The sequence below is a fragment of the Streptomyces sp. NPDC111520 genome (genome assembly GCF_055635295.1).
Map to the genome: position 1 here is coordinate 37,933 of NZ_JBVKBW010000008.1, position 15,943 is coordinate 53,875.

At 72.6% G+C, this 15,943-nt stretch carries 13 protein-coding genes; all 13 read right to left on the minus strand.

What is annotated here, in order from left to right; all coding sequences use genetic code 11:
• Positions 1–45: 45 nt before the first annotated feature.
• Positions 46–2,193: a primosomal protein N' gene (locus ACZ7MY_RS20140; protein ID WP_499603335.1), complete on the minus strand. Its 2,148-nt coding sequence runs from the start codon at positions 2,191–2,193 to the stop codon at positions 46–48.
• Positions 2,194–2,423: 230 nt separating this feature from the next.
• Positions 2,424–3,632, minus strand: a complete 1,209-nt coding sequence (gene metK, locus ACZ7MY_RS20145) for a methionine adenosyltransferase (protein ID WP_499603336.1) — start codon at positions 3,630–3,632, stop codon at positions 2,424–2,426.
• Positions 3,633–3,836: 204 nt separating this feature from the next.
• Complete coding sequence (coaBC, locus tag ACZ7MY_RS20150; protein ID WP_499603337.1) at positions 3,837–5,045, minus strand: bifunctional phosphopantothenoylcysteine decarboxylase/phosphopantothenate--cysteine ligase CoaBC; 1,209 nt, start codon at positions 5,043–5,045, stop codon at positions 3,837–3,839.
• Positions 5,046–5,156: 111 nt separating this feature from the next.
• Positions 5,157–5,429 carry a DNA-directed RNA polymerase subunit omega gene (gene rpoZ / locus ACZ7MY_RS20155; RefSeq protein WP_018564174.1) on the minus strand — a complete coding sequence of 91 codons (273 nt, stop codon included), beginning with the start codon at positions 5,427–5,429 and terminating at the stop codon, positions 5,157–5,159.
• A gap of 29 nt (positions 5,430–5,458) precedes the next feature.
• Positions 5,459–6,016 carry a guanylate kinase gene (gene gmk, locus ACZ7MY_RS20160; RefSeq protein WP_499603338.1) on the minus strand — a complete coding sequence of 186 codons (558 nt, stop codon included), beginning with the start codon at positions 6,014–6,016 and terminating at the stop codon, positions 5,459–5,461.
• Between the two features lie 38 nt (positions 6,017–6,054).
• Positions 6,055–6,378 carry an integration host factor gene (locus tag ACZ7MY_RS20165; protein ID WP_089227789.1) on the minus strand — a complete coding sequence of 108 codons (324 nt, stop codon included), beginning with the start codon at positions 6,376–6,378 and terminating at the stop codon, positions 6,055–6,057.
• A gap of 224 nt (positions 6,379–6,602) precedes the next feature.
• Positions 6,603–7,436, minus strand: a complete 834-nt coding sequence (gene pyrF, locus ACZ7MY_RS20170) for an orotidine-5'-phosphate decarboxylase (RefSeq protein WP_499603339.1) — start codon at positions 7,434–7,436, stop codon at positions 6,603–6,605.
• On the minus strand, positions 7,433–8,548 hold the full coding sequence (locus ACZ7MY_RS20175) for a quinone-dependent dihydroorotate dehydrogenase (RefSeq protein WP_499603340.1): 1,116 nt from the start codon (positions 8,546–8,548) through the stop codon (positions 7,433–7,435). Before ACZ7MY_RS20175 ends, pyrF begins: the two co-directional genes overlap by 4 nt.
• Positions 8,549–8,625: 77 nt before the next feature.
• The gene (carB, locus tag ACZ7MY_RS20180) at positions 8,626–11,937 is read right to left on the minus strand and encodes a carbamoyl-phosphate synthase large subunit (protein WP_499603341.1); all 3,312 of its coding nucleotides are present in this window, start codon (positions 11,935–11,937) and stop codon (positions 8,626–8,628) included.
• Positions 11,930–13,069, minus strand: a complete 1,140-nt coding sequence (carA, locus tag ACZ7MY_RS20185) for a glutamine-hydrolyzing carbamoyl-phosphate synthase small subunit (RefSeq protein ID WP_499603342.1) — start codon at positions 13,067–13,069, stop codon at positions 11,930–11,932. The genes carB and carA overlap by 8 nt, the downstream gene beginning before the upstream one ends.
• Entirely contained in the window at positions 13,066–13,638 is a 573-nt protein-coding gene (locus ACZ7MY_RS20190) for a PH-like domain-containing protein (RefSeq protein WP_499603343.1), read from the minus strand. Before ACZ7MY_RS20190 ends, carA begins: the two co-directional genes overlap by 4 nt.
• Positions 13,635–14,933 (minus strand): dihydroorotase, encoded by a 1,299-nt coding sequence (locus tag ACZ7MY_RS20195; RefSeq protein ID WP_499603344.1) that lies wholly within the window; start codon positions 14,931–14,933, stop codon positions 13,635–13,637. Before ACZ7MY_RS20195 ends, ACZ7MY_RS20190 begins: the two co-directional genes overlap by 4 nt.
• Positions 14,930–15,913 (minus strand): aspartate carbamoyltransferase catalytic subunit, encoded by a 984-nt coding sequence (locus ACZ7MY_RS20200; RefSeq protein WP_499603345.1) that lies wholly within the window; start codon positions 15,911–15,913, stop codon positions 14,930–14,932. Before ACZ7MY_RS20200 ends, ACZ7MY_RS20195 begins: the two co-directional genes overlap by 4 nt.
• Positions 15,914–15,943: the final 30 nt, after the last annotated feature.

The following is a 15,943-nucleotide window of genomic DNA, read 5'->3' on the forward strand; positions in this document are numbered from 1 at the left end:
CGTCAAGCGACTTTCCCCCTTCCCCCTTCGCCGGCTGCCCGACGGTCAGCCGATGTCGGGCGGGTCGATGCGGACCCGGACCGGGTCGGGCTCCCTGCGGGCTATGCGGGCGGTCTGCGCGGACTTCAGCGCGGCCGCCAGCGCGGCGCCGTTGCCCGGCGGCACACGCAGCAGCACGCGTTCCCAGCGTTCGCCGGGTGGGGTGTCTCCGGAGCGGCGGGGCCGCGCGGGGTCGGTGATCGGCAGCGGCACCGGGCCGAGGACGTCGGTGCCCTCCGGCAGCCGGACCGTGGCCAAGAGGTCGGCGACGGCGGCGGGCCGGCCGCTGACCGTGGCCATCCGGGAGACCGGCGGGAAGCCCAGCTCGGCGCGTTCCGCCAGTTCGCGCACGGCGTGGCCGACCGGGTCCCAGCGGACGAGGGCTTGCACGGGACGGAGCGTGGGCTCCGCGATGACGACCACGGTGCCGCCCTCGCCGGCCGGGCGCACCAGCGCCGCCGCGGCAGCCCAGCGGCGCAGGGTCTCCTCCCCCCCCCGCAGGTCCGGACGGTTGAGCAGGGCCCAGCCGTCCAGCAGCAGCGCCGCCGCGTAGCCGCTCTCGGCGACGGGTTCCGCGCCGGGGGTCGAGATCACCAGCGCGGGCGTTCCCGGCACGGAGGCCAGCACGCCGTCGCGGCCGGAGGTCCGCACCGGCACCTTGGGGAAGGCCCGGCCCAGTTCGTCGGCGGTGCGCCGGGCGCCGACGACCTGGGCGCGCAGCCGGAACCCGCCGCACTCCTTGCAGTGCCAGCCCGCCTCGGGGCGCCCGCACCAGCCGCAGTGCGGCGCGCTCTCGCCGTCGCCGAGCTGCAGCGGCCCCGCGCAGTGCGCGCACCGGGCGGGTTCTCGGCAGCGCTCGCAGGCCAGCCGCGGCACGTAGCCCCGCCGGGGCACCTGCACGAGCACCGGGCCGCGCTGCAACGCGTCCCGCGTCACCTGCCAGGCCACCGACGGCAGTCGTGCCGCGCGCGCGGCGGCGTCCCGCGCCTCGTCGCCCTCGCCGACCGTACGGACCATGGGCGCGGCGGCGCGCACCCGCTCGCGCGGCGCGGTCAGCGGCAAGGCCCACTGGGTGTCGACCAGTTGGGCGCCCTCCACGGTGCAGGTGAGGCCGCCGAGCAGGAAGCCCGCCCGTTCCTCGGTGGCGCGCAGCAGCAGGACGTCCCGGGCGTGCGGCTGCGGCGCGTGCTGCTCGGCGTGGCTGGAGTCCCCGTCGTCCCAGAGCACGGCGAGTCCGAGGTCGGCCACCGGCGCGAACATCGCGGCCCGGGTGCCGACGACGGCGCGTACGCTGCCCCGGCTCACCGCGAGCCAGCGGCGGTACCGCTCCTCCGGCCCGGCGTCGGCGGTCAGCAGCACGTGCCGCCCCTCGCCGACGATCGCGGTCAGCGCCTCGTCGACCCGGGCGGCCGCCCGTCCGTCCGGCACGACGGCGAGCGCCCCGCGTCCCGAGGCGAGCGCCGCCGCCATGGCGCGGGCGATCTCCTCGGGCCAGTAGGGCCCGGGCAGTGCCGTCCACACCGCCCGCGGGGTGTCCCCGCGGGCCAGTGCCTGCAGGAACGCCGGCCCGGTCGGGTAGCGCCGCCACGGCCCCGGCTCGGGCGGGCGGGGCGCCGGCAGGGGATCCCGTGCCGGCTCCGCCTCGACCTTGGCCCGGCGCGGCGGCACGGCGAGCTGGACGATGTCGGCGAGGGCCCCCGCGTAGCGGTCGGCGACGGCCCGGCACAGCCGGAGCAGGCCGGGGGTCAGCACCTCCTCGGGCGACAGGACCTGGGCGAGCGGGGCGAGGGGACCCCGGTAGTCGCTCTCGGTCAGCCGCTCCACGATGAAGCCGTCGTGCAGTTCGCCGCCCTCGCGCCGGCCGCCCTTGCCCACCCGGCCGCCGAACCGCACGCGGACGCGCACGCCGGGCCGCGCTTCGGCGTCCATGGCGGCGGGAACCGCGTAGTCGAAGTACTGGTCGAGGTGGAGCAGGCCCTTGTCGACCAGTACTCGGGCCACCGGCAGCCCTTCGGCAAGCGCCGCCCCGCGCCAGGTGCGCGGCTTGGCGCGGGGCTCCTTGGCCTTGCGCACCGTCTCCCGGATGAGCGCGAGCTGCTCTCCCCCGTGCGGCTCCGCCGCCGGGGACACCTGCCGGTCGTCCTCGCTGCTCACAGCCTCAGTGTTACCAGAAGCCTCGGACACCCGGCCCCGCCCCGGGTGCCGGGCGGCCCCGCGAGCTCGCGTCGCTCTCCTCGTGCGACGGCGCCGGCGGAGTCCGCAGACGGGCCGGCACGGTCACGCCCACTCCCGCGGCACCCGCCCGTTCCCGGCGCGTCCCGCGCACGCCGACGGCCCCGGACCGCTGGGGTCCGGGGCCGTCGTCAGACCAGGGAGGGACAGGCCTAGAGGCCGGCCGCCCGGCGCAGCGCCTCGACGCGGTCGGTGCGCTCCCAGGTGAAGTCCGGCAGCTCACGGCCGAAGTGGCCGTACGCCGCGGTCTGGGCGTAGATCGGGCGGAGCAGCTCGAGGTCGCGGATGATCGCGGCCGGACGGAGGTCGAAGACCTGGCCGATGGCCTGCTCGATCTTCTCGTGGTCCACGGTGTGGGTGCCGAAGGTCTCCACGAACAGGCCGACGGGCTCCGCCTTGCCGATCGCGTAGGCGACCTGGACCTCGCAGCGCGAGGCGAGGCCCGCGGCGACGACGTTCTTGGCGACCCAGCGCATGGCGTAGGCGGCGGAGCGGTCGACCTTGGACGGGTCCTTGCCGGAGAAGGCACCGCCACCGTGACGGGCCATGCCGCCGTAGGTGTCGATGATGATCTTGCGGCCGGTGAGGCCGGCGTCGCCCATCGGGCCGCCGATCTCGAAGCGTCCGGTGGGGTTGACCAGCAGCCGGTACCCGTCGGTGTCGATCTTGATGCCGTCGTCGAGCAGCGCCTTCAGCTCCGGCTCCACGACGAACTCGCGGATGTCGGGGGCCAGCAGCGACTCCAGGTCGATGTCGCTGGCGTGCTGCGAGGAGACGACGACGGTGTCGAGGCGCACGGCCTTGTCGTCGTTGTACTCGATGGTGACCTGGGTCTTGCCGTCGGGCCGCAGGTAGGGGATGGTCCCGTTCTTGCGGACCTCGGTCAGCCGCCGGGAGAGCCGGTGCGCCAGGGTGATCGGGAGCGGCATCAGCTCGGGGGTCTCGTCGCAGGCGTAGCCGAACATCAGACCCTGGTCGCCCGCGCCCTGCCGGTCGAGCTCGTCGTCGTCGCCCTCGACCCGGCTCTCGTACGCCGTGTCGACGCCCTGCGCGATGTCCGGGGACTGCGCACCGATGGAGACCGAGACACCGCAGGACGCGCCGTCGAAGCCCTTCTTCGACGAGTCGTAGCCGATGTCGAGGATCTTGTTCCGCACCAGGGTCGCGATGTCCGCGTACCCCTTGGTGGTGACCTCTCCGGCGACGTGCACCAGACCGGTGGTGATCAACGTCTCGACGGCGACGCGCGAGGAGGGGTCCTCCTTGAGCAGGGCGTCGAGGATCGTGTCGCTGATCTGGTCAGCGATCTTGTCGGGGTGACCCTCGGTCACGGACTCCGAGGTGAACAGGCGGCGGGACACATCGCTCCCTGGGGTTGCAGCGGCTGCTGGCTGATCGTTGGCGGCTCGCGCGGGGCTGCGCCCGGCGGGCCATGGGTCAGTTTATCGTCCGACTCATGCGCAGGGACACGGCATCTCGCACCTTGGATATGCCGTGACCTGCGACACTGTGCATCACCTCGGGGCGGAACGCCAGTAGCGCACACGCACCGTCCCGGAGTGTCGTCAGGTCAGACGGGCGACGACCAGGTCCCACACCTGCTCGGCCAGGGCCTCCTTCGGCCCGTACGGCACGGCGGTCTCGCTGCCGTCGGCGCCGAGCACGACGGCCTCGTTCTCCTCCGACCCGAAGGCCTTGTGGTCGCCCACCTCGTTGACGACCAGCAGGTCGCACCCCTTGCGGGCGAGCTTGGCGCGGCCGTTGGCCAGGACGTCGTCGGTCTCGGCGGCGAAGCCCACGACGATCTGCGCGGGGTGCGGCCGTTCGGCTGAGAGCTCGGCGAGCACGTCCGGGTTGCGCACCAGCACCAGGGGCGCGGGCTCCTCGCCGTCCTTCTTCTTGATCTTGCCCTCGACGTACCGCGCGGGGCGGAAGTCGGCGACGGCGGCCGCCATCACCACCACGTCGGCGTCGGACGCGGCCTTCAGCACGGCCTCGCGCAACTGCACCGCCGTGCCGACCCGCACCACGTCCGCACCGGCCGGGTCGGCGAGTCCGGTGTTGGCGGAGACCAGGGTGACCCGTGCGCCCCGGGCCAGGGCCGTACGGGCGAGGGCGTAGCCCTGCTTGCCCGACGAGCGGTTGCCCAGGTAGCGGACCGGGTCGAGGGGCTCGCGGGTGCCGCCGGCGCTGATGACGACGTGGCGCCCGGCCAGGTCGGTCTCCAGCGCGCGGGGACCGCGCAGCAGCACCCGGCGGCAGGCCTCGAAGATCTCCGCGGGCTCGGGCAGCCGGCCCTTGCCGGTGTCGACACCGGTGAGCCGCCCGACCGCGGGTTCCAGCACGATGGCGCCGCGGCGGCGCAGGGTCGCCACGTTCTCCTGGGTGGCCGCGTGCTCCCACATCTCGGTGTGCATGGCGGGCGCGAACACCACGGGGCAGCGCGCGGTGAGCAGGGTGTTGGTCAGCAGGTCGTCGGCGAGCCCGTGGGCGGCCTTGGCCAGCACGTCGGCGGTGGCCGGGGCGACCACGACGAGGTCCGCGCCCTGCCCGATGCGCACGTGCGGCACCTCGTGGACGCTCTCCCACACCTCGGTCGAGACGGGGTTGCCGGACAGCGCCGACCAGGTGGCCTCGCCGACGAAGTGCAGCGCCGAGGCCGTGGGCACGACACGTACCTCGTGTCCCGACTCGGTGAACCGGCGCAGCAGCTCGCACGCCTTGTAGGCGGCGATCCCGCCGCTCACGCCCAGGACGACCTGTGGCTTCCCCATCGCCTCTCCCGCGCTGTGTTGGACCGTTGGACCGTGGTGGGTACTACCCCATGACACACCACGGGCCCGGCGGTCGTACCGCCGGGCCCGTGGTCTGACGCCTGGGCGCGGTTACTGGACCGGGCCCTCGACGGCCTCGGAGGTCAGCAGACCCGCGTTGATCTCGCGCAGCGCGATCGACAGCGGCTTCTCGTGCACGTGGGTGTCCACGAGCGGGCCGACGTACTCGAGCAGGCCCTCGCCGAGCTGCGAGTAGTAGGCGTTGATCTGACGGGCACGCTTGGCCGCGTAGATCACGAGGCTGTACTTCGAGTCGGTGGCCTCGAGCAGCTCGTCGATCGGCGGGTTGATGATGCCCTCGGGCGTGGTGATGGAAGAGGACACGCTCTACCTTCCGATTGGGTGCAAAAAGATCAGACTACGGCCATCAAGGCTAGCAGCTCGCGCGCGACGTCCTCGACGGAGGTGTTCACCAGGGTGGTGTCGAACTCCGGCTCGGCCGCCAGTTCGACCCGCGCGGCCTCCAGCCGGCGCTCGATGACGTCGGGGGCCTCGGTGCCCCGGCCGGTGAGCCGGCGGACCAGCTCGTCCCAGCTCGGCGGCGCGAGGAAGACCAGCTGCGCCTCGGGCATCGAGTCCCGGACCTGGCGGGCGCCCTGCAGGTCGATCTCCAGCAGGACCGGCTCGCCGGCCTCGAGGCGCTCCAGCACCGCCTGGCGCGGGGTGCCGTACCGGTTCCCCGCGAACTCGGCCCACTCCAGCAGTTCGCCGTTGGCGACGAGCTTGTCGAACTCGTCGTTCTCGACGAAGAAGTAGTGCACCCCGTGTTCCTCGCCGGGGCGGGGCTTGCGGGTGGTGGCCGACACGGAGAGCCAGACCTCGGGGTGGACTGTGCGCATATGAGCGACGACCGTGCTCTTGCCGACCCCCGAGGGGCCGGAGAGCACGGTCAGCCGCGGACGTTCACTCATGGAGCGATTATCCCGGTTCCCGGAGGGTGCTGGGAACGTCAGACAGCGGGGCTGCCGAACTCGCGCTCCAGGGATGCGATCTGGTTGGAGCCGAGCCCGCGGACCCGGCGGCTCTCGGAGATGCCGAGCCGCTCCATGATCTGCTTGGCGCGGACCTTGCCCACGCCGGGCAGGGACTCCAGGAGGGCGGAGACCTTCATCTTGCCGATGACGTCGTTCTCCTGGCCCTGCTTGATGACCTCGTGCAGCGAGGCGCCGGAGTGCTTGAGCCGATTCTTGACCTCGGCGCGCTCCCGGCGAGCCGCGGCGGCCTTCTCGAGCGCGGCAGCGCGCTGTTCAGGGGTAAGGGGCGGAAGAGCCACGCCTACGTCACCTCGGAAGTAGAACTGTCGGATACGGACCGGTGTGGAACCTAGTCGCCCCCCACCTGCAGGGGCAACGTGAAACGCGCACCTTGCGCGCTCTCGTCGGAGACTAGCGGCCCCAGCGGCCGCAGTCAGCGCAAACAAGAAGAAAAGTCCTGGTCAGCGTCAACCGACCAGGACTTTTGGGACAAATCTGCGCAGGTTTCCGGACGTCTTGACCGCTACTTGACGACCGAGGCGAGTTCCGCGACCTCCCTTTCGGCCGCCTCGCGGAGCGCCGCGACCGACGGTCCGAGCTTCAGCACACCCCTGCTGACGCTCGGCAGGACGTTGCGCACCGCCTCCCCGAACACCCTGGGGAGGTCGGCCGCGGTGGCCCCCTGGGCGCCGATCCCGGGGGCGAGGAGGGGCCCGTTCACGGCGAGGTCCACACCCGCCTCGCCGAGGGTGGCGCCGACGACCGCGCCGACCGATCCGAGCGGGACGTCACCCTCGTTCTCGGCCGCGATGTGGTTCAGCATCACCTGGGCGAGGGACGCGCCGCCCGCCGCGGTTGACCGCTGCACCTCGGCGCCCTCCGGATTGGAGGTCAGGGCGAGCACGAAGACGCCGCTGCCGCTCGCCCGGGCGGCGTCCAGGGCGGGCCGCAGCGAGCCGAACCCCAGGTACGGGCTGACGGTGATCGCGTCCGAGAACAGCGACGAGGCGGGGTCGAGGTACGCGGTGGCGTACGCGGCCATGGTGGAGCCGATGTCGCCGCGCTTGGCGTCCATCAGCACCAGGGCGCCGGCCGCCCGGGCCTCGGCGACGGCCGTCTCCAGGACGGCGATGCCGCGGGAGCCGAAGCGCTCGAAGAACGCGCTCTGCGGCTTGAGGACGGCGACCCGGTCGGCCAGCGCCTCCACCACGGTGCGGGTGAAGCGTTCCAGGCCGGCGACGTCGTCCCGCAGGCCCCAGGCGGAGAGCAGGGAGGAGTGCGGGTCGATGCCGACGCAGAGCGGTCCGCGGGTGTCCATGGCGCGGCGCAGCCTGGCGCCGAAGGGCTCGGGGTTCATCGCGGGGTGGCTGCCTTCCGGGTCTCGGCGCCGACGGCGTCGGCGAGGGTGGCGTACGGGCTGGCCTGCAGCAACGCCGCGAGGTCACGGTGGATCGTGCGGCACCAGAAGGGGCCCCGGTACACGAAGGCGCTGTAGCCCTGCACGAGGGTGGCGCCGGCCAGGATGCGCTGCCAGACGTCCTCGGCGGTCTCGACCCCGCCCACCGCGACGAGGGTGATGCGGTCTCCGGTGCGGGCGTACAGGCGGCGCAGCACCTCCAGGGAGCGGTCCTTGAGGGGGGCGCCGGACAGGCCGCCGGTCTCCTCGACCAGGGCGGCGTCCGAGCGCAGGCCGAGACCGTCGCGGGCGACGGTGGTGTTGGTGGCGATGATGCCGTCCAGCCCGAGTTCGAGCGCGAGGTCGGCGACGGCGTCCACGTCCTCGTCCGCGAGGTCGGGGGCGATCTTGACCAGCAGGGGGACGCGGCGGCCGGTGACGGTGCGGTCGGCGGCCTCGCGCACGGCGCCGAGCAGGGGGCGGAGGTGCTCGACGGCCTGCAGGTTCCGCAGTCCGGGGGTGTTCGGCGACGAGACGTTGACGACGAGGTAGTCGGCGTGCCGGGCGAGCCGCTCGGTGGAGGTCACGTAGTCCGCGACCGCCTCCTCCTCCGGGACGACCTTGGTCTTGCCGATGTTGACGCCGACCGTGGCCGGGAAGACCGCCTCGCGGGCGGCCAGGCGGGCGGCGACCGCGGCCGAGCCCTCGTTGTTGAAGCCCATGCGGTTGATCAGGGCGCGGTCGGCGACCAGGCGGAAGAGCCGCTGCCGGGGGTTGCCGGGCTGCGGCTGGGCGGTGACGGTACCGATCTCGACGTGGTCGAAGCCGAGCATGGTGAGCCCGTCGATGCCGACGGCGTTCTTGTCGAAACCGGCGGCGAGCCCGAAGGGACCGTGCATCCGGCGGCCCAGCGCCTCGGTGCGCAGGGCCGGGTGCCGGGGCGCGAGCAGCGCGGCGGCGAGGGTGCGCAGGACCGGGATCCGGGCGGCGAGCCGGATCCAGCCGAAGGCGAGGTGGTGCGCCCGCTCGGGGTCGAGGCGCTTGAAGAACAGGGTGAACAGCAGGGAGTACATGCGGGGCCTTCCACGGCGGACGACGGGGCGGGGGCTCGTGAAGAGGGGGACACCGGTCCGGTGTCCCCCTCCTCGGCCTACGCCTCGCGGGCGGCGGTCAGGTGTTCCGCGTGTTCCTGCAGGGAGCGGACCCCGACGTCGCCGCGGTTCAGCGCGTCGACGCCCTGGACGGCGGCGGCGAGCGCCTGCACCGTCGTCAGGCACGGCACGCCGCGGGCGACGGCCGCGGTGCGGATGTCGTAGCCGTCGAGGCGGCCGCCGGTGCCGAAGGGGGTGTTGACGATGAGGTCGATGGCGCCCTCGTGGATGAGCTCGATGATGGTCGGCTCGCCGTTGGGGCCGGTGCCCTCGCTCTTCTTGCGCACCACGGTGGCCTCGATGCCGTTGCGCTTGAGCACCTCGGCGGTGCCCGAGGTGGCCAGCAGCTCGAAGCCGTGCTCGACCAGCGCCCGGGCCGGGAAGATCAGCGCGCGCTTGTCGCGGTTGGCGACGGAGACGAAGGCGCGTCCCTTGGTCGGCAGCGCGCCGTAGGCGGCGGCCTGCGACTTGGCGTACGCCGTGCCGAAGACCGAGTCGATGCCCATGACCTCACCGGTGGAGCGCATCTCCGGGCCGAGGACGGTGTCGACGCCCCGGCCGTGCACGTCGCGGAAGCGGCTCCAGGGCAGCACGGCCTCCTTGACGGAGATCGGCGCGTCCAGGGGCAGGGTGCCGCCGTCGCCGTGCGCCGGGAGCAGTCCCTCGGCGCGCAGCTCGGCGATGGTGGCGCCGAGCGAGATGCGCGCGGCCGCCTTGGCCAGCGGGACCGCCGTCGCCTTGGAGGTGAAGGGGACGGTGCGGGAGGCGCGCGGGTTGGCCTCCAGCACGTAGAGGATGTCCCCGGCCAGGGCGAACTGGATGTTGATCAGGCCCTGGACGCCGACGCCCTTGGCGATCGCCTCGGTGGAGGCGCGCAGCCGCTTGATGTCGTGGCCGCCGAGGGTGATCGGGGGCAGGGCGCACGCGGAGTCGCCGGAGTGGATGCCGGCCTCCTCGATGTGCTCCATGACGCCGCCCAGGTAGAGCTCGTGGCCGTCGTAGAGCGCGTCGACGTCGATCTCGATGGCGTCGTCGAGGAAGCGGTCGACCAGCACCGGGCGGTCCGGGCCGATCTCGGTGGACTCGGCGATGTACGAGGCGAGGCGGGTCTCGTCGTAGACGATCTCCATGCCGCGGCCGCCGAGCACGTACGAGGGGCGCACCAGGACCGGGTAGCCGATCTCGTCGGCGATGGCCTTGGCCTCCTCGAAGGTGGTGGCCGTGCCGTGCTTGGGGGCGGGCAGGCCCGCCCGGTCCAGGACGCGGCCGAAGGCGCCGCGGTCCTCGGCGAGGTGGATCGCCTCGGGCGAGGTGCCGACGACCGGCACGCCGTTGTCCTTCAGCGCCTGGGCCAGGCCCAGCGGGGTCTGGCCGCCGAGCTGGACGACGACGCCCGCGACCGGGCCGGCCTGCTGCTCGGCGTGCACGATCTCCAGGACGTCCTCCAGGGTGAGCGGCTCGAAGTAGAGCCGGTCGGAGGTGTCGTAGTCGGTGGAGACGGTCTCGGGGTTGCAGTTGACCATGACGGTCTCGTAGCCGGCGTCGCTCAGCGCGAAGGAGGCGTGCACGCACGAGTAGTCGAACTCGATGCCCTGGCCGATGCGGTTCGGGCCCGATCCCAGAATGATCACCGCGGCCTTCTCGCGCGGGGCGACCTCGCTCTCCTCGTCGTAGGACGAGTAGAAGTACGGGGTGCGGGCGGCGAACTCGGCGGCGCAGGTGTCGACCGTCTTGTAGACCGGCCGTACGCCCAGCGCGTGCCGGACCTCACGGACGACGTCCTCGCGCAGGCCGCGGATCGCGGCGAGCTGGGCGTCGGAGAAGCCGTAGCGCTTGGCCTCGGCGAGCAGCTCGGGGTCGAGCTTGTCAGCGGCCGCCAGCTCGTCGGCGATCTCCTTGATCAGGAAGAGCTGGTCGACGAACCAGGGGTCGATCTTCGTGGCGTCGAAGACCTCCTGCGGGGTGGCACCCGCCCGGATCGCCTGCATGACGGTGTTGATCCGGCCGTCGGTGGGGCGTACGGCGGCGAGCAGCAGCTCGCCCTTGTGGCCGGGGTCGCCGGTGAAGGCGAACTGGCTGCCCTTCTTCTCCAGGGAACGCAGCGCCTTCTGCAGCGCCTCGGGGAAGTTGCGGCCGATGGCCATGGCCTCGCCGACCGACTTCATGGTGGTGGTGAGGGTGGCGTCGGCGGCCGGGAACTTCTCGAAGGCGAAGCGCGGCACCTTCACGACGACGTAGTCGAGCGTCGGCTCGAAGGAGGCCGGGGTCTGCTCGGTGATGTCGTTGGGGATCTCGTCGAGGGTGTACCCGACGGCGAGCTTGGCGGCGATCTTGGCGATCGGGAAGCCCGTCGCCTTGGAGGCGAGCGCCGAGGAGCGGGAGACGCGCGGGTTCATCTCGATGACGATGACCCGGCCGTCCTCGGGGTCGACCGCGAACTGGATGTTGCAGCCGCCGGTGTCGACGCCGACCTCGCGGATGACGGCGATGCCGATGTCGCGCAGGATCTGGTACTCGCGGTCGGTCAGCGTCATGGCGGGCGCGACGGTGATGGAGTCGCCGGTGTGCACGCCCATGGGGTCGAAGTTCTCGATGGAGCAGACGACCACGACGTTGTCGTGCTTGTCGCGCATCAGCTCCAGCTCGTACTCCTTCCAGCCGAGGATGGACTCCTCCAGGAGCACCTCGGTGGTCGGGGAGAGCGTGAGTCCCTGGCCGGCGATGCGGCGCAGTTCCTCCTCGTCGTGGGCGAAGCCGGAGCCGGCGCCGCCCATGGTGAACGACGGGCGGACGACGACCGGGTAGCCGCCGAGGGTGCCGACGCCGGCGATCACCTCGTCCATGGTGTGGCAGATGACCGAGCGGGCGGACTCGCCGTGGCCGATCTTGGCGTTGACGGCCGCGACGACGTCCTTGAACAGGTCGCGGTCCTCGCCCTTGTTGATGGCCTCGACGTTGGCGCCGATCAGCTCGACGCCGTACTTGTCGAGGACGCCCGCGGTGTGGAGCGAGATCGCGGTGTTGAGCGCGGTCTGGCCGCCGAGGGTGGGCAGGAGCGCGTCGGGGCGCTCCTTGGCGATGATCTTCTCGACGAACTCCGGGGTGATCGGCTCCACATAGGTGGCGTCGGCGATCTCCGGATCGGTCATGATCGTGGCCGGGTTGGAGTTGACCAGGATCACCCGCAGGCCCTCGGCGCGCAGGACGCGGCAGGCCTGGGTGCCGGAGTAGTCGAACTCGGCGGCCTGGCCGATGACGATCGGGCCGGAGCCGATGACCAGGACGGACTGGATATCGGTGCGCTTAGGCACGCTGGCCCTCCATGAGCTTCACGAAGCGGTCGAACAGGTACGCGGCGTCGTGCGGACCTGCGGCGGCCTCGGGGTGGTACTGGACGCTGAAGGCGGGGGTGTCGAGCAGCCGCAGGCCCTCGACCACGTCGTCGTTGAGGCAGACGTGGGAGACCTCGACCCGGCCGTACGGGGTGTCGGTGACCTGGTCGAGCGGCGCGTCCACGGCGAAGCCGTGGTTGTGGGCGGTGACCTCGACCTTGCCGGTGGAACGGTCCTGCACCGGCTGGTTGATGCCGCGGTGGCCGTACTTCAGCTTGTACGTGCCGAAGCCGACGGCGCGGCCGAGCAGCTGGTTGCCGAAGCAGATGCCGAACAGCGGGGTCTTCCGCTCCAGGACGCCCTGGATGACGGTCAGGTCCGCGGTGGCCGGGTCGCCGGGCCCGTTGGAGAGGAAGACGCCGTCGGGGCCGACCGCGTAGACCTCGTCGAGGGTGGCGCCGGCGGGCAGCACGTGCACCTCGATGCCGCGCTCGGCCATGCGCTGCGGGGTCATCCCCTTGATGCCGAGGTCGATCGCGGCGACGGTGAACTTCTTCTCGCCGATCGCCGGGACGACGTACGGCTTGTCGGTGGCGACCTCGGCGGACAGGTCGGCGCCCTTCATCTGGGGGCTGTCCTGCACCGCGGCCAGGAGCGCGGCCTCGTCGGCCAGCGCCTTGTCGCCGGAGAAGATGCCGACCCGCATGGCGCCGCGCTCGCGCAGGTGACGGGTGAGCGCCCGGGTGTCGATGCCGCTGATGCCGACGACGCCCTGGCGGGTCAGCTCCTCGTCCAGGGTGCGGCGTGAGCGCCAGTTGGACGGCACGCGCGCGGGGTCGCGGACGACGTAGCCGGCCACCCAGATGCGGGAGGACTCGGGGTCCTCGTCGTTGACACCGGTGTTGCCGACGTGGGGGGCGGTCATGACGACCACCTGGCGGTGGTACGAGGGGTCGGTCAGGGTCTCCTGGTAGCCGGTCATGCCGGTGGAGAAGACGGCCTCGCCGAAGGTCTCCCCCACGGCCCCGTAGGCGCGGCCGCGGAAGGTGCGGCCGTCCTCCAGGACGAGTACGGCAGGGACCCTCGCGGGCCGCTGGGTGGAGGTCGTCATCGTGCGCCTTCCTGGTCGTGCGTAAGGGTGTTCAGGGCCTCGACCCACGCGGCGTGCTCGGCTGCGTGGTCCGAGCGGAAGCCGGAGTCGATCAGCCGGTCGCCGTGCGCCCAGGTGACCACCAGCAGGCCGCCCTCGGTCAGGACCTTGCCGGCGATCCCCTTGTCGAGGCGGGCGCCGCGCAGGGCGGCGGCCGGGACGAAGAAGCTCGGCGCGCCCGTGCGCCGGACGTCCAGCCCCCGGTCGGTGAGGGTGAGCTCGGCCCGGCTGCGCACGCCCAGCCCGTGGGCGACGATCCGGTCCAGCCATTGACCGGCGGTGGTGCTGCCGTGGTAGCGGCCGCTCATCGTCAGCAGCGCGGGCCGGGGCTCGCCGGGCTCCTCGGGTGCGGTGGGGAGGTCGGGCAGGTCGCTCTGGAGGGTGCCGCGCCACTTCCAGCCCTGGCGCATCAGCCAGTAGACGAGGGCGATGAGGAGCAGCAGCCCGACGACCCAGCCGATGCGGGCCGACCAGTCGGTGACCTCGGCGGAGTGCTTCCCCTCCGCCGCGATGAGTACCAGAGGTGTCACGAGAGCTTCCCGTCCATGACCGTCGCCTTGCCCCGCAGGAACGTGGCGAACACCTGGCCCGGCAGCTCCAGACCCTCGTAGGGGGTGTTGCGGCTGCGGGAGGCGAAGCCCGCGGGATTCACCTCACCACGGTATGCCGGATCGACCAGCGTGAGGTTCGCGGGCTCACCAGCCGAGACGGGCCGTCCGTGGCCGGCGAGGCGGCCGATCGCCGCCGGGCGGAACGACATCCGGTCGGCGACGCCGGCCCAGTCGAGCAGCCCGGTGTCCACCATGGCGTGCTGGACGACCGACAGCGCCGTCTCCAGGCCGATCATCCCCATGGCCGCCGCGCCCCACTCGCAGTCCTTGTCCTCGTGCGGGTGCGGGGCGTGGTCGGTGGCGACGCAGTCGATCGTGCCGTCCGCGAGCGCCTCGCGCAGCGCCATGACGTCGGCCTCGGTGCGCAGCGGCGGGTTCACCTTGTAGACCGGGTTGTAGGTGCGCACCAGCTCGTCGGTGAGGAGCAGGTGGTGCGGGGTGACCTCGGCGGTGACGTCCCAGCCCTTGGACTTGGCCCAGCGGACGATCTCCACGGAGCCGGCCGTGGACAGGTGGCAGATGTGCACGCGGGAGCCGACGTGCGCCGCGAGCAGCACGTCGCGGGCGATGATCGACTCCTCGGCGACGGCCGGCCAGCCGGTCAGGCCCAGCTCGCCGGAGACGACGCCCTCGTTCATCTGCGCGCCCTCGGTGAGCCGGGGCTCCTGGGCGTGCTGGGCGACGACCCCGTCGAAGGCCTTCACGTACTCCAGGGCGCGGCGCATGATCACGGCGTCGTCGACGCACTTGCCGTCGTCGGAGAAGACCCGCACACCGGCGGCGGAGTCGGCCATCGCGCCCAGCTCGGCGAGCTTCTTGCCCTCCAGGCCCACGGTGACGGCGCCGACCGGCTGGACGTCGCAGTAGCCGTGCTCGCGGCCGAGCCGCCAGACCTGCTCGACAACGCCGGCGGTGTCGGCGACGGGGAAGGTGTTGGCCATCGCGTGGACGGCGGTGTAGCCGCCGGCGGCGGCGGAGCGGGTGCCGGTGAGGACGGTCTCGGAGTCCTCACGGCCGGGCTCGCGCAGGTGGGTGTGGAGGTCGACCAGGCCCGGCAGGAGGACCTTGCCCGCGGCCTCGACCACGGTGGCGCCCTCGGGAGCGGTCAGGCCCGGGCCGGTCTCGGCGATGGTCTCGCCGTCGATCAGGACGTCCTGCGGCTCGCCGCCGAGGATCCTCGCGCCGCGGATCAGCGTCTTCGGGGTCGCGCTCATGCTTGGTTGTTCTCCTCGGTGCGGGCGGGGGCGGGGGCGGAGACGGCGGGCTCGGCGCCGCCGAGCAGCAGGTACAGGACGGCCATGCGGATGCTGACGCCGTTCTTCACCTGCTCGACGGCGGTGCAGCGCGGCGAGTCGGCGACCTCGGCGGTGATCTCCATGCCGCGGTTCATCGGGCCGGGGTGCATCACGACGGCGTGCTCGGGCAGCGCGGCCATGCGCAGGCCGTCGAGGCCGTAGCGGCGGGAGTACTCGCGCTCGGTGGGGAAGAAGGCGGCGTTCATGCGCTCGCGCTGGACGCGCAGCATCATCACGGCGTCGGACTTGGCGAGCACCGCGTCCAGGTCGTAGGAGACCTCGCAGGGCCAGTCCTCGACGCCGATCGGCAGCAGGGTGGGCGGCGCCACCAGGGTGACGTCGGCGCCGAGCGTGGTGAGCAGCAGCACGTTGGAGCGGGCCACCCTGCTGTGCAGCACGTCGCCGACGATCGTGATGCGGCGGCCGGCCAGGTCGCGGCCGGGGGCGGAGAGGTGGCGGCGCATGGTGAAGGCGTCCAGCAGCGCCTGCGTGGGGTGCTCGTGGGTGCCGTCGCCCGCGTTGACGACGCTGCCGCCGATCCAGTCGGAGTACGCCAGCCGGTGCGGGGCGCCGGACATGTGGTGGCGGATGACGACGGCGTCGGCGCCCATGGCCTCCAGGGTGAGGGCGGTGTCCTTCAGGGACTCGCCCTTGGACACCGAGGAGCCCTTGGCGGAGAAGTTGATGACGTCGGCCGACAGCCGCTTGGCGGCGGCCTCGAAGGAGATGCGGGTGCGGGTCGAGTCCTCGAAGAAGAGGTTGACGACCGTGCGGCCGCGCAGGGTGGGCAGCTTCTTGATGGGCCGGTCGGCGACGCGGGCCATCTCCTCGGCGGTGTCGAGCACGAGGAGGGCGTCGTCGCGGGTGAGGTCGGCGGCCGAGATCAGGTGGCGCTTCATCGGTTTCACTCCGGAGGATGCGTGCGGGGG